The organism is Kitasatospora sp. NPDC001309, assembly GCF_042896295.1.
Taxonomy (GTDB): domain Bacteria; phylum Actinomycetota; class Actinomycetes; order Streptomycetales; family Streptomycetaceae; genus Kitasatospora.
This window is the reverse complement of record NZ_JBIAXC010000046.1, coordinates 23,119-46,286: the sequence shown is the minus strand read 5'-3', so window position 1 is coordinate 46,286 and position 23,168 is coordinate 23,119. Positions and strand designations below refer to the sequence as shown.

General features: G+C 73.2%; 21 protein-coding genes. 9 read left to right on the top strand and 12 right to left on the bottom strand.

The window, feature by feature from the left end; genetic code table 11:
- Window positions 1–3: 3 nt before the first annotated feature.
- From ACFY2K_RS34310 to ACFY2K_RS34300, 3 genes are all read right to left on the bottom strand, one after another.
- A complete protein-coding gene (locus ACFY2K_RS34310) occupies window positions 4–1,728 on the bottom strand; it encodes an urease subunit alpha (protein ID WP_387716534.1) in 1,725 nt (574 codons plus the stop codon).
- Window positions 1,725–2,483, bottom strand: coding sequence for an urease subunit gamma (gene ureA / locus ACFY2K_RS34305; RefSeq protein ID WP_387716532.1), 759 nt, complete (start codon window positions 2,481–2,483; stop codon window positions 1,725–1,727). The genes ACFY2K_RS34310 and ureA overlap by 4 nt, the downstream gene beginning before the upstream one ends.
- A 94-nt stretch (window positions 2,484–2,577) precedes the next feature.
- Complete coding sequence (locus tag ACFY2K_RS34300; protein ID WP_380528738.1) at window positions 2,578–3,780, bottom strand: agmatine/peptidylarginine deiminase; 1,203 nt, start codon at window positions 3,778–3,780, stop codon at window positions 2,578–2,580.
- A gap of 243 nt (window positions 3,781–4,023) precedes the next feature.
- Between ACFY2K_RS34300 and tatA the strand changes: the two genes are divergently transcribed.
- Entirely contained in the window at window positions 4,024–4,305 is a 282-nt protein-coding gene (gene tatA, locus ACFY2K_RS34295; RefSeq protein WP_380528736.1) for a Sec-independent protein translocase subunit TatA, read from the top strand.
- Between the two features lie 85 nt (window positions 4,306–4,390).
- On the opposite strand, the gene ACFY2K_RS34290 is transcribed toward tatA, so the two are convergent.
- Complete coding sequence (locus ACFY2K_RS34290; protein ID WP_387716529.1) at window positions 4,391–6,142, bottom strand: protein kinase; 1,752 nt, start codon at window positions 6,140–6,142, stop codon at window positions 4,391–4,393.
- Between the two features lie 286 nt (window positions 6,143–6,428).
- On the opposite strand from ACFY2K_RS34290, the gene ACFY2K_RS34285 reads away from it, so the two are divergent.
- Window positions 6,429–7,355, top strand: a complete 927-nt coding sequence (locus ACFY2K_RS34285; RefSeq protein ID WP_387716527.1) for a DUF4436 family protein — start codon at window positions 6,429–6,431, stop codon at window positions 7,353–7,355.
- A 102-nt stretch (window positions 7,356–7,457) separates the two neighbouring features.
- On the opposite strand, the gene ACFY2K_RS34280 is transcribed toward ACFY2K_RS34285, so the two are convergent.
- The gene (locus ACFY2K_RS34280; RefSeq protein ID WP_380405135.1) at window positions 7,458–8,096 is read right to left on the bottom strand and encodes a TetR/AcrR family transcriptional regulator; all 639 of its coding nucleotides are present in this window, start codon (window positions 8,094–8,096) and stop codon (window positions 7,458–7,460) included.
- A 164-nt stretch (window positions 8,097–8,260) separates the two neighbouring features.
- Between ACFY2K_RS34280 and ACFY2K_RS34275 the strand changes: the two genes are divergently transcribed.
- A complete protein-coding gene (locus ACFY2K_RS34275; protein WP_387716525.1) occupies window positions 8,261–9,469 on the top strand; it encodes an agmatine/peptidylarginine deiminase in 1,209 nt (402 codons plus the stop codon).
- A gap of 158 nt (window positions 9,470–9,627) precedes the next feature.
- Here ACFY2K_RS34275 and ACFY2K_RS34270 read toward each other — a convergent pair whose 3' ends face one another.
- The 5 genes from ACFY2K_RS34270 to ACFY2K_RS34250 form a co-directional block, all read right to left on the bottom strand.
- Window positions 9,628–10,074 carry a hypothetical protein gene (locus ACFY2K_RS34270; protein WP_380528728.1) on the bottom strand — a complete coding sequence of 149 codons (447 nt, stop codon included), beginning with the start codon at window positions 10,072–10,074 and terminating at the stop codon, window positions 9,628–9,630.
- A gap of 158 nt (window positions 10,075–10,232) precedes the next feature.
- The gene (locus ACFY2K_RS34265; protein WP_375893509.1) at window positions 10,233–11,426 is read right to left on the bottom strand and encodes an agmatine deiminase family protein; all 1,194 of its coding nucleotides are present in this window, start codon (window positions 11,424–11,426) and stop codon (window positions 10,233–10,235) included.
- 64 nt (window positions 11,427–11,490) lie between these two features.
- Entirely contained in the window at window positions 11,491–12,528 is a 1,038-nt protein-coding gene (locus ACFY2K_RS34260) for an agmatine/peptidylarginine deiminase (RefSeq protein WP_375893511.1), read from the bottom strand.
- A gap of 339 nt (window positions 12,529–12,867) precedes the next feature.
- Window positions 12,868–13,446 carry a TetR/AcrR family transcriptional regulator gene (locus tag ACFY2K_RS34255; RefSeq protein WP_387716523.1) on the bottom strand — a complete coding sequence of 193 codons (579 nt, stop codon included), beginning with the start codon at window positions 13,444–13,446 and terminating at the stop codon, window positions 12,868–12,870.
- A gap of 103 nt (window positions 13,447–13,549) precedes the next feature.
- Window positions 13,550–14,767 carry an agmatine deiminase family protein gene (locus ACFY2K_RS34250; protein ID WP_380593682.1) on the bottom strand — a complete coding sequence of 406 codons (1,218 nt, stop codon included), beginning with the start codon at window positions 14,765–14,767 and terminating at the stop codon, window positions 13,550–13,552.
- Window positions 14,768–14,781: 14 nt separating this feature from the next.
- On the opposite strand from ACFY2K_RS34250, the gene ACFY2K_RS34245 reads away from it, so the two are divergent.
- Entirely contained in the window at window positions 14,782–14,946 is a 165-nt protein-coding gene (locus ACFY2K_RS34245; RefSeq protein WP_380593683.1) for an FCD domain-containing protein, read from the top strand.
- A gap of 46 nt (window positions 14,947–14,992) precedes the next feature.
- Here ACFY2K_RS34245 and ACFY2K_RS34240 read toward each other — a convergent pair whose 3' ends face one another.
- On the bottom strand, window positions 14,993–15,565 hold the full coding sequence (locus tag ACFY2K_RS34240; protein WP_380593684.1) for a TetR/AcrR family transcriptional regulator: 573 nt from the start codon (window positions 15,563–15,565) through the stop codon (window positions 14,993–14,995).
- Between the two features lie 263 nt (window positions 15,566–15,828).
- Between ACFY2K_RS34240 and ACFY2K_RS34235 the strand changes: the two genes are divergently transcribed.
- From ACFY2K_RS34235 to ACFY2K_RS34215, 5 genes are all read left to right on the top strand, one after another.
- Complete coding sequence (locus tag ACFY2K_RS34235) at window positions 15,829–17,031, top strand: agmatine deiminase family protein (protein ID WP_375893526.1); 1,203 nt, start codon at window positions 15,829–15,831, stop codon at window positions 17,029–17,031.
- A 151-nt stretch (window positions 17,032–17,182) separates the two neighbouring features.
- Entirely contained in the window at window positions 17,183–18,187 is a 1,005-nt protein-coding gene (locus ACFY2K_RS34230; RefSeq protein WP_375893527.1) for an agmatine/peptidylarginine deiminase, read from the top strand.
- 148 nt (window positions 18,188–18,335) lie between these two features.
- Entirely contained in the window at window positions 18,336–19,985 is a 1,650-nt protein-coding gene (locus ACFY2K_RS34225; RefSeq protein WP_375893529.1) for an ABC transporter substrate-binding protein, read from the top strand.
- On the top strand, window positions 19,982–20,941 hold the full coding sequence (locus ACFY2K_RS34220) for an ABC transporter permease (protein ID WP_387716520.1): 960 nt from the start codon (window positions 19,982–19,984) through the stop codon (window positions 20,939–20,941). Before ACFY2K_RS34225 ends, ACFY2K_RS34220 begins: the two co-directional genes overlap by 4 nt.
- Window positions 20,938–21,810, top strand: coding sequence for an ABC transporter permease (locus tag ACFY2K_RS34215; protein WP_380522735.1), 873 nt, complete (start codon window positions 20,938–20,940; stop codon window positions 21,808–21,810). The genes ACFY2K_RS34220 and ACFY2K_RS34215 overlap by 4 nt, the downstream gene beginning before the upstream one ends.
- Window positions 21,811–21,856: 46 nt before the next feature.
- Here the strand turns inward: ACFY2K_RS34215 and ACFY2K_RS34210 are convergent, their stop codons facing one another.
- On the bottom strand, window positions 21,857–23,110 hold the full coding sequence (locus ACFY2K_RS34210) for an RNA-guided endonuclease InsQ/TnpB family protein (RefSeq protein WP_387716518.1): 1,254 nt from the start codon (window positions 23,108–23,110) through the stop codon (window positions 21,857–21,859).
- Between the last annotated feature and the right edge of the window lie 58 nt (window positions 23,111–23,168).

The window sequence follows — 23,168 nt, the reverse complement described above, 5'->3', positions numbered from 1 at the left end:
GGGTCAGAGGAAGTAGAGGCGGTTCAGCGAGACCTCCTCGGCGGGGTCGGAGTGCAGCGGCGTCCCGTCGAGGGTGACCAGGCCCCGCTGCCCGTCGACCATGATCTGCCCGAGCCGGCTGTTGCGGACCAGGTCGGCCGGCCCGATGCCGCGGGTGTGCCGGACGGCGACCCGCCGGCGCCGGGTGGTCATCCGGTCGTACGGCCGGTCGCCGGTGCCCGCCTCGGCGGCGGCGCGGCTGGTGAAGGCCACCGAGAGGTCCGCCGGGGTGGCGCCGTGGGCGCCGAACAGCGGCCCCAGGACGAGGGGTTGGCAGCTCTCGGTGGCGGCGTTGGGGTCGCCGGTGACGCCGTACGCGGGGAAGCCGGCCTTGAGCACCAGGTACGGCTTGGCACCGAAGGAGGCCGGGTTCCACAGCACCAGGTCGGCGAGCTTGCCGACCTCGACCGAGCCGACCTCGTGCGAGAGCCCGTGCGCGATGGCCGGGTTGACGGTGAGCTTGGCGATGTAGCGCAGCACCCGCTCGTTGTCGTCGGACGGGCCGTCGCCCTCCATCGGTCCGCGTTCGGCCTTCATCTTGCCGGCCATCGCGAAGGTGCGGCGCACCGTCTCGCCCGCGCGGCCCATGCCCTGGGCGTCGGAGGAGGTGATGCCGATCGCCCCGAGGTCGTGCAGCACGTCCTCGGCGCCCATCGTCCCGCCGCGGATGCGGTCGCGGGCCATGGCGGCGTCGCCGGGCAGGTCGGTCTTCAGGCCGTGGACGGAGACGATCATGCCGTAGTGCTCGGCGATCGCGTCCCGCCCGTACGGGAGGGTGGGGTTGGTGGAGGAGCCGATGACGTTCGGCACGCCGGCCAGCTTGAGCACGTTCGGGACGTGTCCGCCGCCGCAGCCCTCGATGTGGAAGGCGTGGATGGTCCGGCCCTCCAGCACCCGCAGGGTGTCCTCGACCGACAGGCACTCGTTCAACCCGTCGGTGTGCAGGGCCACTTGGACGTCGTGGACCTCCGCCACGGACAGTGCGGTGTCCAGTGCGCGGGTGTGCGCGCCCATGTCCTCGTGCACCTTGAAGCCGCAGGCGCCGCCCTCGGCCAGCGCCTCCACCAGCGGCGCCGGGTGGGAGGACGAACCGCGGCCCAGGAAGCCGATGTTGACGGGCCAGGCGTCGAAGGCGTTGAAGGCGTGGCGCAGCGCCCAGGGCGAGTTGACGCCGACGCCCCAGGCCGGGCCGAACTCCTGGCCGATGATGGTGGTGACGCCGGAGGCCAGCGAGGCCTCCATGATCCGCGGGGACATCAGGTGGACGTGGGTGTCGATGGCCCCGGCGGTCAGGATCAGCCCCTCGCCGGAGACGATCGCCGTCCCGGTGCCGACGACCACGTCGACGCCGTCCAGGGTGTCCGGGTTGCCGGCCCGCCCGATCGAGGCGATCCGCCCCTCCCGGATGCCGATCGAGGTCTTCCGGATGCCCTGGATCGCGTCGATCACCAGGACGTTGCTGATGACCAGGTCGCAGGTGTCGCGGACGGCGGCGGCCTTGAGGTGGAGGCCGTCGCGGGCGGTCTTGCCGAAACCGGTGAGGAACTCGTCGCCCGGCCGCTGGGAGTCCGACTCGACCCGGACGACCAGCCCGCTGTCGCCGAGCCGGACCCGGTCGCCGGCTCGCGGGCCGTGCACGGCGGCGTACTCGGCCGCCTCGATCGACGCGCTGCCGCTGCTGCTGCTCACCGCTGGCTCTCCTCCGCCTCGTCGTCACTGCTCGCACTGCTCGCACTGCTCGGGCCGTCCGCACTGCTCGGGCCGTTGGCGCCGAGGTAGCCCTGCTCGGCCGCCCGGCGCAGCGCCTCCCGCCGGACCCGGGGCGAGTCCAGCGGACCGTCCACCAGTCCGGCGAAGCCGGTCGCGACCCGCTCGCCGCCGATCGGCACCAGCCCGACCTCGACGTCCGAGCCCGGGTCGAAGCGCACCGAGGAGCCGGCCGGGACGGCCAGGTGCATGCCGTACGCGGCGGCGCGGTCGAAGGCCAGCCGCGGGTTGGCCTCGAAGAAGTGGAAGTGCGAGGTGACCGAGACCGGGACGTCCGCGGTGTTGCGGACGGACAGCGTGCGGACCGGCGCGGGCACCGGCTCGGCGCCGCGGCCGGGGAGCACCGCGCCGGGGGCGGCCTCGCCCAGGCCGCCCCCGCCGAACGGGTCGGCGATCACGGCGAGCCGGGTGCCGTCCTGGAACACCGCCTCGACCTGGATCTCGGTGACCAGGTCGGGGACGCCGGGCAGGACGTCCTCCGGGGAGAGCACCGAGCGCCCGCGGGCGACGGCCTCCGCCAGCCGCAGGCCGTCGCGGGCGGCCTCGCAGACGGTGTCCGAGATCAGCGCGGTGGCCTCGGGGACGTTCAGCCGCAGGCCGCGGGCGCGGCGGGCACGGGCGAGTTCGGCGGCGGTGAAGATCAGCAGCCGGTCGCGTTCGGTGGGGGTCAGCTGCACAAGGGGTCCCTTCTCCCTCGGTGCCGGGCGGCGGTGCCGGGCGGCGGGGCGGCCGGCCGTGTGGCCGGCCGGTCGTCGGTACCGGTGGTGGGGGTCAGCCGGCGGGCTGGTCGTGGGTCGAGCAGTGGATGCCGCCGCCGCCGGAGGCGATGGTGTCGATCTGCACGGGGACGATCTCGCGGTCCGGGAACTGGTCCTTGAAGACCTCCTGGGCGTGCCCGTCGGCCTTGGCATCGCCGAACAGCGGCAGGTAGACGCCCTTGTTGCCGATGTAGAAGTTCATGTACGAGGAGACGAAGGCGTCGCCCCGGCCGGTGATCTTGTCCGGGTCGGGCTGGCTGATCTCGATCACCTTGAGCTTCTTGCCGGTGGCGTCGGTGGCGTCCGCCAGCACGGCCCGGGCCTGGTCGGCCGAGCGGGACCAGACGTCCGCGGGCATGCCGGGGAAGGCCCGGTCGAGGAAGACCACGCCGGGGGCGGCGAAGCGGGCCAGGCAGTCGACGTGGGCGTCGGTGATGTCCTTGCCCTTGACGCCGGCCAGCCAGATCACCTTGGTGATGCCGAGGGCCTGCTTGAGCTCGGCCTCGATCTGGTCGCGGTCGCGGCCCGGGTTGCGGTTGGCGTTGACGATCGAGCTCTCGGTGACCATCAGGGTGCCCTGGCCGTCGGTCTCGAAGGAGCCGCCCTCGGCGACCAGTTGGGTCGCGACCCGCTCGATCCCGTACTTGTCCAGGACGGCGCGGGCGATCCGGGCGTCGTTGTCGTGCTGCTGCTTGCCGCCCCAGCCGCTGAAGTTGAAGTCGACGCCCTTGACCTTGCCGCCCTCCTCGACGAACACCGGCACGGTGTCGCGGGCCCACAGGTCGTCCACCGGGACGGACAGCAGCTCGACGTCCTTGCCGCAGGCGTTGCGGGCGGAATCCTCCTGGCCGGGGCGCACCAGCAGGACCACCGGCTCGCGGCTGCCGATGGCGCGGGCCACCGAGGCGATGTCCTTGCGGACGCCGCCGAGCTGCTCGCCCCAGACGTTCTCGGAGGCGGGCCAGGCCATGAAGGTCCGCTCGTGCTTCTCCCACTCGCCGCCGAGCCGGCGTCCGCCGGCGGGGGAGGGGGCCGCCGTCGCGGACGGTGCGGCGGTGGCGCTCGCGGACGGCTGCCCGGCGGGGGCGGAGGACGGGGCCGCGGGCTCGGCCGCGTCGTCGCCGCCGGAGGCACAGGCGGTCGCGCCGGCCGCGATCAGGCCGGCGCCGGCGAGGGAACGCAGCACCGTGCGGCGCGCGAGGGAGGACTGGGACACGGTGGACTCCGGTGGGGCCGAGGGTGGATCCGGTCCGGCGCGGCGGGCGGGGCCTCCGGGGAGTGCTGCGCGCTGCGCCGATCGGCGGCGGGCACGGCGGCCCGGGCATCGCCGGAACTGCACTCTCGCATTGACTGAAAAATCAGTCAAGCTCTACGGTGAAAGCACCCAAACCATCCCGAGACGACCCGGGTCGCCGCACGCGGCCCCGGTCCCGACGACGAAAGGCCGGGTGAGGCGACGATGCTGCGCAATGGACTGGAGCCCTGGCACCTGCTGGTGGTGCTGGCGGTCGTGGTGCTGCTCTTCGGTTCCAAGAAGCTGCCCGACATGGCGCGCGGACTGGGGAAGTCGATGCGCATCCTCAAGGCGGAGACGGCGGCCATGCGGGAGGAGGACCAGCCCGCCGCCACGTCGGGGGCCGCCACGCCCGCGACTCCTGCGGCCGCGACTGCCGTTCCGGGGGCTCCTGCGCCCGGAACCCCCGCCCCCGGCGCCGCCGACCCGGCCCGGCGCCCGGTCTGACCCCGGGCCGCCGATCAGCGCCGAGAGCCCGTCGCTCCCACCCGTGCCGTGGGCGGCGACGGGCTCTCGGCCGTTCCCGGGGGTGTCAGCCGTTGCGGCGGTAGTGGTCCAGCGAGACCTTGACCGCCCCGTCCGCGCCCGCCGTCGACAGCACCCGGACGATCGCCAGCTCCTTGCCGTCCGCGGACCGGACGCAGAAGGCGCCGCGCGGCCCGACGGCGCTGAACGGCACCCGGGCGGTCGGACGGCTGCCGAGCCCCTGGAGGCACTCGGCCGGGCCGAGGCCGGAGTCCCGGCCGATGTAGGAGTCGGCGGTCTCCGGGATCAGGAACTCGCTGTCGGTGCGCCCCACGTACCAGTTCACGGTCTCGACCGGCACCACCGTGCCCGCGGCCAGGTCGAACTCGTAGTTCGGATCCGCCGAGGTGAGCTCCACCGCCCGGTAGTCCGGGGTGAAGTCGGCGGCAGGGGCGGGCGGCGTCGAGCGGCTCGGCGCGGTGGTGGCGGCGGGCGTGCGGGCGGGGCCCGACGGGCCGCCGGGTGCCGACGAGGCGGCGGGCGTGCCGGGCCCGGGGGAGCCGGCCACCGGGGTGTCGGCCGTCGCCGCCTCCACCGGGTCCGGGTCGTCGAGCACGAACACCGTCGCCGCGGCGCCGACGGCCAGGGCGACCACGGCGACCAGCGCGGTGCGCCCGCGCAACCGCTTCGGCCGAGCGGTCGACGCGGGCCCGGACGGGGTGGCGCCTACGCCCGGCAGCTCGGGGCCGCCCGGCGCCGCCGCGGCGGTGGCGAGCACGGTCGGCGTCGGAGTCGGGGTCGGAGTCGGCATCGCCGCAGGCGCCAGCATCGTCGGGGCCGCGTTCAGGCCGGTCCCGCCGGTCCCGCCGGTCCCGGCGGCCTCGGCGGGCGTCTGCGGCAGCTCGGTGTGCCGGGTGATCTGGCTGGTCAGCGGCTGCGGCAGCCAGTCCTCGCCGAACCGCAGCTGCCCGCCCACCGCGGGGTGGCCGGCCGCGGCGGCGATCACCTCGGCGGTGGTCGGCCGGTCCTCGGGGCGCTTGGCCAGGCAGCGCCGGAGCAGCTCGCGCAGGCCCTCCGGCACCCGGGCGAGGTCGGGTTCCTCGTGGACGGTCCGGTAGAGCGTGGCCGGGTGCGGGCCGTCGCCGAACGGCGGGGCGCCGGCCGCGACGTGGACGGCGAGGGCGCCGAGCGCCCAGACGTCGGTGGCCGCGGTCGCGGACTGCCCCATGGCCTGCTCGGGGGCCATGTAGGCGGGGGAGCCGATCTGCAGTCCGGTGCCGGTCAGGGCGACGGCGTCGGCCGCCCGGGCGATGCCGAAGTCGATCACCCGGGGGCCGTCGGCGGCGATCAGCACGTTGCCCGGCTTGAGGTCGCGGTGGACCACCCCGCTGGCGTGGATGGCCTGGAGCGCCTCGGCGATCCCGGCCATCAGCAGCAGGACGGTGCGCTCGGGGAGCGGGCCGAACCGCTGCACCACCTGCTGGAGCGAGGGGCCGGGCACGTAGGTGGTGGCCAGCCACGGGGTGGCGGCGTCCGGCCCGGCGTCGACCAGCTGGGCGGTGAACAGTCCGTGGATGAGCCGGGCGCTGGCCACCTCCTGGGCGAACCGGGCCCGGAAGTCCGGGTCCCCGGCCAGCTCGGGGCGCACCACCTTGAGCGCCACCGGGCGGCCGCCCGGGGTGTACGCGAGGTAGACCCGGCCCATGCCGCCGGCGCCGAGCCGCGCGTACAGCCGGTGGCCGCCGACCTCGCGCGGGTCGTCCGCGGTCAGTGCCTGGAAGACCGGCTGGAGGGCGAAGGGGGATCGGTCAGCGGACATGGGGCGGCCTCTCTCGGCGGACAAGGAGGGGTGGGGCACGGATGGCATCGCCGCGAAGTTTAGAGGTTCCCTCAGGGGATGGCGCAGCGGGCCCGGCGCAGGGCCGGTGAAGGGCTGGTAGAGCGGTCGGGGCAACGGGAGCGATTCGGGCATTTGACTGAATTTTCAGTTCAATGGAGGATGCGGGGCAACCCAGCGGAAAGCCCCGGACGAGACACCGGTGCGCGGCAGCCCGGACGGCAGCGATCCTGCCCCGCGTCCGACGCGCGCTCCAGGAAGGACCACCGTGCAGGCCACCATCGACGAGACCGGCGCACCCCCCGCCACGCCGCCCCGAGCCCCCCGCCGCCGCAGCTGGCGCTTCGCCGTGCTCCTGGCGATGGTCGTCGCCCTCTGCGGCAGCGGCATCGGCCTCTACCTGAACGAACGCAACACCCGCGAGCAGACCCGCGAGCTGGCCGTCCCCTCGGCCGCCGACTGGATCGAACTCGACGTCACCGCGCAGGACGTGGACCCGACGGCCCAGCAGCTGACGCTCTACGTCACGCCCGTCCCGCACGGCCGCTTCGCCGCCGGCCCGGGCTCCCAGACCTTCGCCCGCCCGGTCGAGATCAGCGTCACCGGCACCCCCAAGGTGACCGTCAAGGCCGCCGAGGGGGAGAGCGCGCCCTCCCAGCTCGTCCAGGTGGGGATCTACGACGGCACCAAGACCGACTACCCCTTCGACCGCTACCGCATGGAGGTGGGCTTCGCCGCCACCAGCGGAGGCACGGCCGTGCCGGTCGGCGTGGTCCTCACCGACACCGACCCGTTCTTCGTGCTGCGCCCGCAGGCCACCACCGCGAGCAACGGCGCGGTGGCCCTGGACACCAGGATCACCCGCTCCCGTAGCACCTTCATCCTCTCCTGGTTCATGATCGCGGCGATGTGGGCCATCGCCCTGGCCGTCCTCGGCGCCGCCGAGGTGCTCTACCGCAAGCGCGAGGGCCTGGTCTGGCCCTCCCTGGGCTGGATGGCGGCCAGCCTGTTCGCCCTGATCGGCATGCGCAACGCGGCCCCCGGCGCGCCGCCGATCGGATCGCTGATGGACTACGTGGCGTTCTTCTGGGCGGAGGGGATCATCGCCGCGAGCCTGGCCTGCACCGCCTGGTGCGGCATCCGCACCGAGCACCGGCTGCGCCGGGAGAAGGAGGCCGAGGCCGAGGGCGCCTGACCGCACCCACCCGCCCGGCCCCCACGGGCCCGGGCGGGTCTGCCGGTCAGCCGGTCAGCAGGTCAGCGGGTCAGCGGGTCAGCGGGTCAGCGGTTCGGCCGGTCACCCGCTCGCGGACAGCGCGGCCATCAGCCTGCGCAGCACCCGCCCCGCGTCCACCGTCCCGTCCAGCGAGCCGATCGCGGCCAGCCCGTCCACGGCGGCGGCGAAGGCCTCGCCCAGCGGGCGGGGGTCGGAGCCGTCGCCGCGCTCGTCCGCCAGCGTCCGGAACAGGCGCACGAAGCAGGACCGCCAGCGTGCGTACTCCGCCTCCAGACTGGCCCGGACCCGCTCGTCGTTGAGCGCCAGCCAGTGCAGCGCCGCGTGCAGCCGGGCCAGGTCGGGGCTCTCCGGCCGGGTGAGCAGGGCGAGCACCCGCTCCGCCCGCTCGGCGTAGCCGCCCGGGCCGTCCACCGCCTCCTCCAGCGGGGTGATCCACTCGGGCCGGATGTCGGCGACCACCGCGACGATCAGTTCGGTGCGGTCGGCGAAGTGGTAGTGGCACATCCCGTGCGAAACCCCGGACAGCGCGGCCACGTTGCGGGTGGTGAACCGCCCGGCGTCGCCGCCCGCGAGCAGCGTCCGGGCCGCCGCGATCAGCCGGGCCCGGGTCTGCTCGCCCTTGGCGGAGGCCCGTGCCCGGCCGGTGCCGCCCGGCGCGGAGGACGCCTCCCGCGCTGTTCCTGTCGCCCGTGTCGCCATGGCCGCCACTGTAACGAGCGGGGCGGCCGCGGGAGGGGCGGGCCGGAAAACGATTCGGAGGGATCCCCACCCGATCCGTGCGCGAGATATTGACCGAGCGCTTGGCCAGTTCTACCTTCTGGGCAACTCCACGGCCGTCGGCCGGAACTGACACGGAGGTAGAAGTGGACGATCGCGATCACCACAGACCCGACCCGGCGCCCCTCGGGCGCCTCGGCCGGCGCGGGTTCCTGGCAGCCGCCGGGCTGACCGCCGCCGGCGCCGCGCTGACCGGGCTGAACGCGCCGCAGGCCGCCGCCCGCGGCACGGCACCCGGCCGCACGGCACCCGGCGGGACGGCATCCGGAGGCAGGGCGCCCGCCACCACCGGCTACGCCGTCCCGGTCGACACCGTCCCGCACACCCGGACCTGGATGGCCTGGCCGGACAGCACCGGCATCTGGCGCAACAAGCTCAGCGGCGTCCAGGCCAACATCGCCCTGATCGCCAAGACCATCGCCAAGTACGAGCCGGTCACCGTGTGCGCCAACCCCGCCAGCGTCGCCAAGGCGCAGTCGATGTGCGGCTCGCGGGTCACCGTCATCGGCACCATCCCCGTCGACGACTGCTGGATGCGCGACACCGGCCCGGTCTTCCGCACCAACGGCGCGGGCGGCCTGGACACGGTGGGCCTCAACTTCAACGGCTGGGGCAACAAGCAGACGCACGCCAACGACGCCCTGGTGGCCCAGCGCGTCGCCGCCTACCTCGGGATCCCGTTCACGGCCGCCGGACTCGTCGCCGAGGGCGGTGCCGTCGAGACCGACGGCGCCGGCACCCTGATGGCGACCAGCAGCAGCATCGTCAACTCCAACCGCAACCCCGGCCTGTCCCAGACCCAGATCGAGTCCGCGCTGTACGCCGCCTACGGCGCCTCGAAGATGATCTGGTTCCCCGGCATCCAGGGCCAGGACATCACCGACGACCACGTCGACGCGACCTCGCGGTTCCTCGGCGCCGGTGCGGCCGCCGTCCAGATGCCGCTGTCCGGGGACACCGACGTCTGGTCCAACGACGAGCGCCAGCAGTACCAGATCCTCTCGGGCGCGACGAGCGCGCAGGGGGTCAGGATCGCGGTCAGCAAGATCCAGGGACCCGACTACAACCTGATCCGCTCGACCGACCCCAACTTCGTCGGCTCCTACGCCAACTACTACCTCTGCAACAACGCGGTGATCTCCGCCCAGTTCGGCGACACCTCGGCCGACGCCGCCGCCAAGGCCGCGCTCGCGCGGCTCTTCCCCGGCCGGACCGTCGAGCAGCTCAACATCGACTACCTCGGCGCGGGCGGCGGCGGCATCCACTGCGTCACCCAGCAGCAGCCCGCCGTCTGAACCCACCACCCCGGCAGAACCCGTCAACCCGGTAGAGCCGTCGAGGCCCGGTCCGCCACCCCGGCCGGGACAGCGGTCGACGCAACGACGGAGTGCCCCCGCCCGGTCGATCCGGGCGGGGGCACTCCAGCGCCCGGCGGAAGCGGCGGCCCCGGGCCTCACCAGCCCGGGCGGGCCGCGGTGGTGAGGGCGAGGGTCAGCAGCAGCCCGCCGCCCGGATTGGCCCCGGCGGACAGGGCGCCGCCGCCCGCCGCGCTCAACCGGGCTGCAGCACAGGCCAGTTCGGCCGTCGCGCGGTGCGTGCCGGGGGATCCGGAGGGGACCGCGGGCAGCCGGTGGCGCGCCTCGCCGGCCAGGTCCGGCCCGCGGTCGGCCACCTGGACCCGGATCCGGTCGGGCGTTCCGGGCCGGCCGGCGGTCAGCTCGGTGCGGACCAGTACCCGTGCCCCCGGCGGGCTGCGCCGCAGGGCGGACTCCACCATCGCGACCAGCACCGCGTCCAGGTGCTCCTGGACGGCGGGCACGGCCGGCAGCCGCTGCGCCGACCGCACGGTCAGCGCCTGCGGCGGTACGCCGGCCACGGCCCGGGCCACGGCGGTCGTCACCGTCGCCCAGCCGTACGGGAGTTCACCGGGGGCCTCGCCCGCGGCCGCCTCGCCCCCGACCGCCGGCCGGGCCGGCCGGCCCCGCAGGACGGCCGTGAGCCGGGCGAAGCGGCCTCCCCGCGCGCCGGGCGCGGCGCCGCGCGGCAGCCCGTACCCGGTCAGCCGACGGCCGGGATGTCGTGGGTGGCGCAGTGGATACCGCCGCCGCCGGCCGCGATCGCGTCGATCTTCACGGGGACGATCTCCCGGCCCGGGAAGTACTGCTTGAGGACCTGCTGGGCGCGCTCGTCGGCCCGGGTGTCGCCGAACTTGGGCAGGTAGACGCCCTTGGAGCCGACGTAGAAGTTCATGTACGAGGAGACGAAGGCGTCGCCGCGCCCGGTGATCTTGTCCGGGTCCGGCTGCTGGAGCTCGATCACCTGGAGCTTCTTGCCGGTCGCGTCGGTGGCGTTCCTGAGCACGCCGCGGGCCTGCTCGGCCGCGCGGGACCAGACGTCCGCCGGGCCGCCGGGGAAGGACTGGTCGAGCAGGACGACGCCGGGGGCGACGAAGCGGGCCAGGCAGTCGACGTGGGCGTCGGTGATGTCCTTGCCCTTGACGCCGGCCAGCCAGATCACCTTGGTCACGCCGAGCGCCTTCTTGAGCTCGGCCTCGACCTGGTCCCGGCTCATCCCCGGGTTGCGGTTCTCGTTGACGACGGAGCTCTCGGTGACCATCAGGGTGCCCTGGCCGTCGGTCTCGAAGGAGCCGCCCTCGGCGACCAGCGGGGTCTCGACGCGCTCGACGCCGAACTTGGTCAGCACCGTCCGGGCGATCTTGGAGTCGTTGGCGTGCTGCTGCTTGTTGCCCCAGCCGTTGAAGTTGAAGTCGACGCCCTTGACCTTGCCGCCCTCCTCGACGAACACCGGCAGGGTGTCGCGGGCCCACAGGTCGTCGACGGCCACCGGCACGACCTCGACGGCGGCGCCGCAGGCCTTCTGGGCGGCCTCCTTCTGCTCCGGGCGGGCCATCAGGACGACGGGTTCGCGGGCGGCGATGGCCTGGGCGAGGCCGGCGATGTCCTTGCGGACGTCCGGGAGCTGCTCGCCCCAGACGGTCTCGGAGGCGGGCCAGGACATCACGGTGCGCTGGTGCTTCTCCCACTCGGCGCCGAAGCGGCGGGCGCCGGGGGTGCCGGGCTGCTGGGACGGCGGCACGGCGCCGTCGAGGTCGCCGAGGTCGTTCGGGTCGCAGGCGGTCAGGCCGAGGGTGAGGACGCCGACTCCGGCGCCGATGCCGGCGATGGAACGGATCATGCCGCGGCGGGACAGGGCGTCGGGCGTACGGGCGTCGGGCGTGCGGGCGTTGGTCATACGGGCTCTCCGGGCAGGTTCGAGGGTGGTCCGGGAAGGAGAACGGGGGCGGCTCGCGCTCCGGCTACGGCAGCGGCTCGTGCATGGTCGAGCAGTGGATGCCGCCGCCCCCGGTCATCAGCCGGTCGACGTCGAGCTGGACGACGTGGCGGCCGGGGAAGGCCGCGGCGAGCGCGTCCCGGGCGGCGGCGTCCTTGTAGGCGTCGCCGAACTGGGCGGTGATGACCCCGCCGTTGACGAGGACGAAGTTGAGGTAGGAGTCGACGAACTTGGAGCTGCGGGAGCGGACGGTGTCCGGGCCGTGCACGGGGATGACCTGGAGCCGGCGGCCGCGGGCGTCGGTCGCGGCGGAGAGGATGGCGAACTGCTCGCGGGCGTCGCGCGCCCAGGAGTCGTTGCGGTCGGCCGGCGGCAGCTGGACCATCACCACCCCGGGGCGGATGAACCGGGAGGTGACGTCGACGTGGTCGTCGGTGATGTCCTCGCCCTTGATGCCGGGCAGCCAGATCATCTTGTCCGCGCCGTAGGCCTCCAGGACGGCGTCCTCGATCTCGTCCCGGCTCATGCCGCGGTTGCGGTTCTTGTTGACCAGGCTGCTCTCGGTGGCCATCACGGTGCCGTCGCCGTCGGTCTCGACCGCACCGCCCTCGCCGACGAAGTCCGCGTAGGAGTGGCGCAGGCCGCGGTGGGCGGCGATCCGCTCGGCGGCCCGGGCGTCGTCGTAGTGGACCTGCTTGTTGCCCCAGCCGTTGAAGTTGAGGACCACGGCCTCCAGCCCGCCGTGGCCGTCCCGGCGGAACACCGGGGCGATGTCGCGCATCCACAGGTCGTCGGTGGGGATCGCGGTGATCACCTCGACGGAGGGGCCGCACCAGGAGCGGGCCTTGTCCGCGGTGTAGTCGTCCGGGGCGCACATGACCACCGGCTCGAACTGGGCGATGGTGCGGGCGATCAGGGCGATGTCCTCCTGGACGCCGCCCAGGCGCAGCCCCCACACGCCCCGGCGGGAGGGCCAGGACATCCAGGTCCGCGCGTGCGGGACGTCGTCGGCAGGCACCCAGGGGCCCGACTCGCCGGAGTGGTCGTCGTGGTAGTAGCTCACGGTGGTCTCCTGATCGTGCGGGGGTGCGCAGGTGCCGTCCGGGGGCCCGTGGGCCGGGGCCGCCCCGGGGGGCGTGGGCCCGTCGCCGTCTCCACTCTCCGTGTCGTGGCGCGTCGACGCACAGCGGGACGGACCGGACGGAAGGGGCGGGCAGCGCCTGCTGTCATCAGCAGCGTTGCACTGACTGAAAAGTCAGTCAAGTTCGGGCAAAAGCCGTGACTCCTGCCGCAGAGGTGGTCACGGAGCGCACCGGTGGCGGGCCGTTTCGGAGCCCGGCCCGGGTGGCTCCGACGGCTCTGACGCCAGGGGCGGATCGGACGGTTCCCGGGACCGGGCGGTTCAGGCGTCGAGCCGGGCGATCTCGGTGTCGATCGCCTCGGTCATCAGGGCGCGGGCGTGGGCGACCGGCAGGCTGCCGCTGAGCCAGCGGGTGCTGAGGCCCTCCAGCAGCGCGGTGAGCCGCTCGGCGGCGCCCGCCAGCGCCAGCGCGGAGGCCGTCGGCCGGATCACGCCGAGCAGCCCGGCGGTCTCCTGGACCCAGAGGCGGGTGGCGCGCGCGAGGTCCTCGCGCAGGGTCTCGTCGAAGACGGCGCTGGCGCGCAGCTCGCCCCAGGCGGTGCTGTTCTCCCGGACCTCGACGCTGTCCTGGAGCTCCAGCAGCAGGGTCTGCTCCAGCTCCTCCCGCGCGGTCGGCGGCGGGGCGTCCGCGGGGCGGTCGGTGGTGTAGCCCTCGGCCCGGTCGCTGATGAACTCCAGGGTGCTCCGCAGGATGCCGGTGCGGTCCTTGAAGTGGTAGTAGATGAGCGCGGTGGACACGCCCGCCTCGGCGGCGAGCTCCTCCACCCGCAGCCCGCGCACGCCGCGCCGGGCGATGACGCGGGCGGCTGCTTGCAGGATCGACGTTCTACGACTGGCCATGGGTCGCCACCCTACCCGGGCGTAGGGTCGGGCGGCCGCCCGGCTGCCCGATCGGTCAGCCGGGCGGCCGAACCCGGGTGGGTGCCGGTGCCCGTGGCGCGGCTCAGGCCGCCGGCGGCACGACGGGCTGGGACTGGGTCGCGCAGTGGATGCCGCCGCCGCCCGCCGCGATGGCGTTGATCCGCACCGGGACGACGGTGCGGCCGGGGTACTCCGCCGCCAGGACCGCGCGGGCCGCGTCGTCGGCCGCGGCGTCCCCGAACTGGGGCATCAGCACGGCGCCGTTGGCGGTGTAGTGGTTGGTGTAGCTGGCCAGGAAGGACGAGCCGGTCCCGTCGATCTTCTGGTGGTCGGGGCCGGGCAGCTCGACGATCGTCAGCGGACGGCCCTTGGCGTCGGTGGCGCTCTGCAGCACCTGCTTGGCCTGCTGGTAGACGTTGACCCAGAGCGGGGCGGAGCCCGGCCCGGGCTTGTCGAGGATGACCCGGCCGGGCGCGCTGAACCGGGCCACGCAGTCGATGTGGCTGTCCGTGATGTCCTGGCCCGCCAGGCCGGCCACCCAGATCACCTTCTCCACACCGAGCGAGGACTTGAGCCGCTGCTCGACGTCGCCCTGGCTCAGCCCCGGGTTGCGGTTGGGGTTGACCAGTGAGCTGACGGTGGCGAGCAGGGTGCCCTGGCCGTCGGTCTCCAGTGAGCCGCCCTCGCCGGTGAAGGGCGCCTGCACGCGGTCGATCCGGTAGTGGGCGAGCAGCGCGGCGGCCGCCTTGGCGTCGTTGGCGAAGGCCTGCTCGTACTTGGTGCCGGTCTTGCCCCAGCCGTTGAAGTTGGTGTCCAGGCCGGCGACGGCGCCCGGGCCGACCAGGAAGGTCGGGCCGAAGTCCCGGATCCACAGGTCGTCGTTGGAGACCGGGAGGAAGGTGATGCCGTGGGAGAAGGGGATCGAGGCGGTGTTGCAGAGCGGGGTGGCAGCGGCCACCGACTCCGGGTTGATCACCATCACGACCGGCTCGAAGCGGGAGACCTCCTTGGCGAGGTTCGCGATGTCCGCCTGGACGGCGGGGAGTTGGGCGCCCCAGGCGGAGGTCGGTTCGGGCCAGGCCAGGAAGGTCCGGGCGTGCGGGTCGGTCTCGGCGGGCATCCGCAGCGTCGGCGCGGCGCCGGGGGCGGCGGCAGCGCCGGAGGCGTCGGGGGCGGCGGCGGTGGCGGAGCCGTCGGCGGCTCGGGCGGTGCCGGCCAGGAGCGGGCCGAAGGCCGCCAGGGGTGCGGCCGCGGCGCCGTAGCGCAGGAGTCGGCGGCGGGAGATCGCGGGGTGGTCCATCTGGGCCTCTCGCAATGGCCCAGGTCCAGACGTACAAGCTGCTCAGCATCGCCGAGATCGCCGACGAGCACGACGCGATCCTCGCGGCGATCACCGACGGTGACGCCGAACAGGCGGACCGCGCGCTCGCCGTCCACCTGGACCGGGCGAGCGCGCGGCTGCGCGAGCGAATGGGCTAGTCCCCGACCTTGAAAAGCCGCGGTCGGCTCGGCCGCCCGCGGGGGTTCATCGCCGGGCCAGCTCCGTGTCGACGGCGCCGCGGAGCAGTCGGCGGGCGTGGTCGAGGCTCAGCGAGCCGCTGAGCCAGCGCACGCTGAGGCCCTCGGTCAGGGCGGTGAGCCGTTCGGCGGCGGCCGCGTGGGCGGGGGCGGTGCCGGTGGGGTCGGCGCGGGCGAGCAGTTCGGCCACGTCGTGCACCCAGGTGTGGGTGGAGCGGGCGAGTTCCTCGCGCAGGTCGGGTTCGAAGACGGCGGTGGCCCGCAGCTCGCCCCAGGCGGTGCTGTTCTCGCGGACCTCGGCGGTGTCCTGGAGTTCGCGCAGCAGGACCCGTTCCAGGTCGGTGCGCGGGTCCTCGGCCCGGGCGGCGGGCTCCTGGTCGGCGGTGTAGTGGTCGGCGCGGTCGCTGATGAACTCCAGCGTCCGGCGCAGGGTGCCGGCCCGGTCGGTGAAGTGGTAGTAGATCAGCGCGGTGGACACCCCGGCCTCGGCCGCGAGCTCGCCCATGCGCAGTCCGCGGATGCCGCGTCGGGCGATGACGCGGGTGGCGGCTTCGAGTATCGCTGTCCGACGGTCCGACATGAGCGGTCACTCTACCGGGATTCGGGCCGGCTCGTTACACAATCCTGACGAAAATTTCAGGACTCCCTTCCGAGGGCTCCCCGAGACCGGCTCCCTGGTCAGCGCGCCGCACTGCCCTGGTGTAGACCGGTGGTCCGGGGTCGGCCGGGGTGTTCCGAAGGTGACCGAAAGGTAACTGTCCCCCAGGGGCTTGACTGAATTTTCAGTGCGGTGAAGGATGCGGGGCAACCCCCACACCTCCCACCTCATGCAGGGAGCGTTTCTTGAACACCCCCACCCCCTCAAGAAGAAGCCTGCTCCGCTTCGGCGCGGCCGCCGTGCCGCTGGCCGCCCTCACCGCGGCCTTCCCGGCCGCCGCCCGGGCCGACGACGCCCAGGCGGCCACGGCCACGGCGACGGAATCGGCCACGGGATCGGCCACCGCCACCCCGCGGCTGCGGATGCCGGCCGAGAGCGACCGGCACGACCGCACCTTCATGGCCTGGCCCGCCCTCTCCTCGATCTGGGGCAACAAGCTCTCCGCGGTCCGCGACGACATCGCCCGGGTCGCCTACGAGATCTCCCGCTACGAGCCGGTCGTCCTGGTCGCGCGCCCCGCCCAGGCCGCGAGCGCCCGGTACTGGTGCGGCCCCGGCAGCACCTACGGCATCACCGTCGTCGAGATCCCCAACGACGACCTGTGGATCCGCGACTTCGGCCCGACCTTCACGGTCGCGCCCGGCACCGTCGCCGGGGTCGACACCCACTTCAACGGCTGGGGCAAGACCGGTACCCCCTACTACCAGCCCTTCGCCGAGGACGCCGCGGTCGCGGCGAGCCTGCTCGCCGAGTACGGCGTCAGCCGCGTCAGCGCCTCCTTCACCGGCGAGGGCGGCGCCCTGGAGACGGACGGCCAGGGCACCCTGCTGGCCACCGTCAGCTCGCTGGTCAACCCGAACCGCAACCCGGGCATGACCCAGGACCAGGTCGAACAGGCCTTGAAGACCAGTCTCGGCCTGGACAAGGTGATCTGGCTGGCCGGTCTGGCCGGCCAGGACATCACCGACGACCACATCGACTGCCTGGCCCGCTTCACCTCCGCGGGCCGGGTCGTCCTCGACAAGCCCGGCCCCGGCACCGACCAGGTCTGGATCGACGTCTACCAGCAGGCCAAGCAGGTCCTGCAGAGCGCGACCGACGCCCAGGGCCGCGCCCTGACCGTGGTGGAACTGCCCGGCCCGGACCGCACCCTGATCCGCGGCCGCGGCAAGGACTTCCTGTCCAGCTACACCAACTTCTACGTCGCCAACGGGTCGGTGTTCGTGCCCCAGTTCGGCGACGGCTACGCCGACGGCCTGGCCTACACCATCCTCCAGGCCGAGTTCCCCGGCCGCGACGTCGTCCAGATCAACATCGACAACATCGCCTCCGGCGGTGGCGGCATCCACTGCGCCACCCAGTCCCAGCCCGCCGTACCGGCGGTCTAGGCCCCTCCAACCCCTCGGCGGCCCGCCCGGTACCCCACGGCGGCGGGCCGCCGAGGCCTCGGCCCCGGGGCCGGCCCGGCGGATCCCGCCGGGCCCCGGCGCCGAGCCCGCACCACAGCACCGCACCAGTTCCGAACGGAAGAGGAAACCCGTGACGTTCCGAATGCCCGCCGAGTGGACCGAGCACGAGGGCTGCCTGATGGCCTGGCCCGTACGGCCGGACCTCTGGGGCGACACCCTGGACGAGGTGAAGCGCGAGTACGCGACGGTCGCCCGCGCCATCGCCGAGTTCGAGCCGGTCACCATGGTGGCGCCGCCCGGCCACGGCGACGAGGCGCGCGAGCTCTGCGGCGAGGGCACCACCGTCGTCGAACTCCCGCTGGACGACTCCTGGTTCCGCGACAGCGCGCCGATCTTCGTGCTGGACGGCGAGGGCCGGCGGGCCGGCGTCGACTTCCGCTTCAACGCCTGGGGCCGCAAGCACCACCCCTGGGACACCGACGACCGGATCAGCGCCCTGCTGCTGGACCACCTGGGCGTCCCCGCCGTCCGCTCCGAGATGATCCTCGAAGGCGGCGCCATCACCGTCGACGGCGAGGGCACCCTGATCACCACCGAGCAGTGCCTGCTCCACCCCAACCGCAACCCGGACCTGAGCCGGGAGGAGATCGAGGACGAGCTCAAGGCCCGCCTCGGCGTCACCAAGGTGATCTGGCTGCCCTACGGCGGCGCGCTGGACACCGAGACCGACGGCCACGTCGACGGCGTCTGCGCCTTCGTCGCCCCCGGCAAGGTCGTCGTGCAGCTGCCCGCCGACCCCGAGCACCCGGACTACGTGCGGATGCGCGCCAACCGCACCGTGCTGGAGCACTCCACCGACGCCCAGGGCCGGCCCTTCGAGATCGTCGACGTCCCGCAGGCCGCCTTCGTCGAGGTCGACGGCAACCGGGTCGAGGTCGGCTACCTCAACTTCTACCTGGCCAACGGCGGCGTCGTCGTCCCGGTCGCCGACCACCCCGAGGACGCGGGCGCGCTCGCCGTCCTCGCTGCGGCCTACCCCGACCGCAAGGTGGTCGGCGTGCGCGCCCGGGTGATCGCCTACGGCGGCGGCGGCGTCCACTGCATCACCCAGCAGATCCCGGCCGCCCGGGCCTGACCCCCGGCCGCCCGGGCCGGCCCCCATCCGGCCCCCGTCCGGCCCACGGACGCGACCGCCCCACCGGCGCGTCCCCCGCGGACCGGTACGGCCCGCACCCCGTACCGCTCCGCACCTCCCGTTCCGCACCGATCGGAAGACCACCCTCATGACGCTCGCACCCGCGAGACGCGCCACCAAGCGCGGCCGGCTCGCCCTCGCCACCGCCCTGCTCTCGGCCGCGACCATGGTCGCCGCCTGCTCCGGCCCCCCGCGCGGCGGGGACTCCGGCCAGGCCGGCTTCCAGCTCTCCGCCTCCACCCCGCCCGCCAAGGGCGAGATCGACTCCTTCACCTGGGCCACCTACGCCGAGCCGCCGACCCTCGACTACATCCAGGCCTTCGACTACCCGCAGAACACGATCCTCTCCAACGTGTGCGAGAGCCTGATGCGCTGGACCCCCCAGCTCACCCTGGCTCCCGGCCTGGCCGAGAAGGCCACCAACCCGGACCCGACCACCTGGGTCTACGACCTGCGCTCGGGGGTGCACTTCCACGACGGCACGGTGATGACCGCCGACGACGTCGTGTACAGCCTCGGCCGGCAGACCGACCCCAACAACGCGGCGGCCTGGGCCCAGACCTTCCAGAACGTCGACTCCATCACCAAGACCGGCCCGCTCCAGGTCACCGTCAAGCTCAAGCAGGCCGACTCCCAGTTCCCGCAGTACATGGCCACCGCCGCCGGCGTCGTCGCCGCCAAGGCCGGCATCGAGGCCGCGGGCAAGGACTACGGCACCACCGGCAGCCTGGACTGCACCGGCCCCTTCAAGCTCGGCACCTGGGCCAAGGGCCAGTCGCTCGAACTCCAGCGCTTCGACGACTACTGGGGCACCAAGGCCAAGTCGAAGAAGGTCGTGTTCAGCTTCCTCACCGACTCCTCGGCCCGCACCAACGCGATGCTGACCGGCGACGTCGACGGCGGCTACCTCATCCCCACCGAGAGCTACGACCGCCTCAAGAAGAGCGGCCCGGGCACCCTCTACTTCGGCGAGGGCCTGAGCACCGTCAACGTCAACGTCACCAACATGCAGGGCGCGCTCGGCGACGTCCGGGTGCGCCAGGCGCTGTCGCTGGCCCTGGACCGCTCCGGCTTCGTCAAGACCGGCCTGGCCGGCTCCGGCACCGTCACCGGCTCCCTCACCACCAGGGCCGCCTGGGCCTCCGCCCCCGACGACGTCCGCAAGAGCGCCTTCGACGGCCTCACCCCCACCACCCAGGACATCGACAAGGCCAAGGCCCTGGTCAAGGAGGCCGGCGCGAGCGGCAAGACGCTCGTCATGGCCACCAGCACCATCGGCCAGGACGTCTCCCTGCTCGCCACCGCCGTCCAGGCCGCCGGGACGAAGATCGGCCTCGACATCCAGCTCAAGACGATCGCCCCGAACGCCTTCACCGCGCTGTTCACCGACGCCAAGGCGCGCGAGGGCATCGACATGTTCCCGGAGACGTACTACGACTCCATCACCGACCCGCTCGACCTGCTCGTCAACTTCCGCACCGGCGCCTACCAGAACTTCGCCGGCTACAGCGACAAGGCCTACGACGACCTGATCGACCAGGCCACCGCCGAGTACGACCCGGCCAAGCGCGGCGCGATCGAGGCCAAGCTCCAGCAGGCCGCCTCCCAGCAGCTGCTGTGGATCCCGGTCGCCGAGTGGCCCACCGCCGTGTTCCTCAACAAGCGGATCACCGGCGCCCCGACCACCATCTCGTACATGTACTACCCGTGGGCCGCCGATGTGGGGGCCGCACGGTGAGCTTCCTCCGATTCGCCGCCCGGCGGCTGGTCGAGATGGCGGTGACCCTGTTCGGCGCCTCGTTCGTGGTCTTCGGGGCCATGTACCTGGCGCCGGGCAGCCCCGCGAGCTTCCTCCTGTCGGGCCGGTCGGCCTCGCCGGCCGCCCTCCAGGCGATCAACGAGCAGTACCACCTCGACGACCCCTTCCTGGTGCGGTACTTCCGCTGGCTCGGCCAGGTGCTCCAGGGCGACTTCGGCCGCTCCATCACCTACCGCACCGACGTGTCCAAGCTGCTCGCCGACCGGCTCCCCGCCACCCTGCTGCTGGTCGGCATGGCCCTGGTGATCGTGGTCGTCATCGGCCTGGCCCTCGGCAGGCTCGGGGCGGTGCGCGGCGGCGCCACCGACTCCACCATCCTGGTCACCACCACGATCGCCCTCGGCACGCCGTCCTTCGTCGCCGCCGTGCTGCTCCAGGGCCTCTTCGCGGTCAAGCTCGGCTGGTTCCCGGTCGGCGGCGTCGGCGACGGCCTCGGCGACATGCTCTGGCACCTCACCCTGCCGGCGCTCGCCCTCGCGCTCTACCTCATCGGCATGCTCGCCCGGGTCACCCGCGCCGCCATGCTGGAGGCCCTGGAGGGCGAGCACGTCACCGTGGCCCGCAGCCGCGGCGTCCCCGAGCGCGAGGTGATCCGCCGCCACGTGTTCCGCAACTCGCTGGGCACCGTGCTGACCACCGGCGGCCTGATCGTCTCCACCCTGCTGGTCTGCACCATCCTGGTGGAGTCCGCGTTCAGCATCGGCGGCATCGGCCAGCTCCTCGAACTGTCCACCACCACCAAGGACTTCCCGACCGTCCAGGCCATCTCGCTGATCATCGTCGCCCTGTTCATGACGGTGAACCTGGTCGTCGACCTGCTCCACCCACTGGTCGACCCCCGGGTCACCCTCGGCTCCAGGAGGTCCGACGCATGAGTGCCGGTCTCACCGAACGGTCGGGCCTCACCCGCCGGCCCGGCCTCGGCCGGATCAAGGCCGCCCGCGCCCCGCTCTACCTGGCCTGCCTCGGCTTCGCCGTACTGGTGGTGCTCGCCGCCCTGCTCGCCCCCCTGCTGTCGCCGTACGACCCGAACGCCGTCGACCTGGGCAACGCCCTGGCCGGGCCCTCGCCCGACCACCTGCTCGGCGTCGACACGGCCGGGCGCGACACCCTCTCCCGGCTGCTGATCGGCGCCCGCACCTCGCTGCTCGGCCCGCTCGGCGTGGTCGTCTTCTCCACCGTCGCCGGCATCGCCGTCGGCCTCGCGGCCGGCTGGCGCGGCGGCTGGCTCGACTCCGTCCTCTCCCGCAGCACCGAACTGGTCTTCGCCTTCCCCGGCATGCTGCTCGCCATCCTGATCGTCTCGGTCTACGGCGAGGGCCTGCTCGCCCCCGTCGTCGCCCTGGCGATCGCCTACCTGCCCTACGTCTCCCGGCTCACCCGCTCCCTGGTGCTGGCCGAACGGACCCGGCCGTACGTCTCCGCCTACCAGGTCCAGGGCCACTCCGCCCTGCAGATCTGCCTGCGGCACGTCCTGCCCAACATCGCGCCGGTCGTCCTCGCCCAGTCCGCCGTCAACTTCGGCTACGCCCTGATGGACCTCGCCGGCCTGTCCTTCCTCGGCCTCGGCGTCCCCGCCCTCACCCCCGACTGGGGCCGGATGGTCTTCGACGGCCAGACCGCGATCCAGCACGGCTACCCGCTCTCCGCGATCCTGCCCTGCGCCCTGATCGTGCTCACCGTCGTCGCCTTCAACGTGGTCGGCGAGCGCTGGGCCGACCGGGTCGCCCGGAGGTCCGCATGAACGACCACCGCACCACTGGAAGGACCCCTTGACATCCTCCCTGCCCTTATCGGGTGGGGATTCCTCCCGCGCCTGTGGCACGGATGCCCGTGGTCCGCAGGTCGCCGAGGTGGGTTCCCCGTTCAACGGGCCGTGCCCGGCGTGGGATCGCCACACCGGGTCTCACCGGCCCTCCAGGGGCGTTTAGCCTGTCCGCCTGCCCGGCGGCCAGGATATTTCGAGCAGCGTTGAGGTCACGGTCATGCAGCACACCACATGCACCACACGCCCACTCCCTCACCCGCAGGGGTTTGGGTCCGTCGCGGTGCCCGCACGCCGAACAGAGCTGGGAGGACGGGAACGCGCGGGGCACGATCCCGATGACACGTCCGTACCGGGCTGCTTTCTCTTCGAGCAGGCGCCGGAAGGTGGCCCATCCGGCGTCGTGGACGGACTTGGCGAGTCGGCCTCGGGCGAGGCCGCGCACGTTCAGGTCCTCCAGGTACACCGCTTGGTTCTCGCGGATCAACTTGGTGGTCTGTTGGTGCAGCCAGTCCTTGCGGGTGTCGGCAACCTTGGCGTGCGCCCTGGCTACCTTGCGGCGGGCCTTGGACCGGTTCCTGCTGCCCTTGGCCTTGCGGGACAGCTCCCGCTGCGCGGCCTTGAGTTTCTTCTCCGCCTTGCGGAGGAAGCGGGGGTTGTCGATCACGCTGCCGTCGGAGAGGACGGCGTAGGTGGTCAGCCCGAGGTCGATGCCCACCTCGGCATCGACCTCGGGCAAGTGCTCGAGCTCCACGTCCACGACGATGCTGGCGTGATACCGCCCGGCCGCGTCCAGCACGACCGTCACCGACGACGGGTCAGCGGGCAGCGCCCGCGACCACTTCACCCGCACATCGCCGATCTTCGCCAGATTCAGCTTCCCGTTGGAACGGATGCGGAACCCGTTGCGCGTGAACCGAAGCGACTGCCGGGCATCACGCTTCGACTTGAACCGGGGCAGACCAACCGGCCGACCGTCGCGCTTTCCGGACACCAAGTCGAAGAAGTTCCGGTACGCCGTGTCCAGATCCCGCAGGGACTGGATCAGCGGATCCACACCCACCGAGGCGAGCCACGCGCGTTCGGGGGTCTTCTTCGCCGCAGTGATCACGGACTTCTGCAGATCCGTGGCCTTCGGGTATGGCCGCCCGGTTTTCCGGGCTTCCTTTCGCGCCGCGAGACCGTCGTTGTACACCACCCGGGCACACCCGAACGTCTTGGCCAGCGCAGCGCGCTGACCTGCCGTCGGGTAGACGCGATAGGAGTACCTGAGGTGCACGAGAGCAACCTACCGACACGCACTGACAACGGCTCATGCCAGAACATCCGAAGACCAT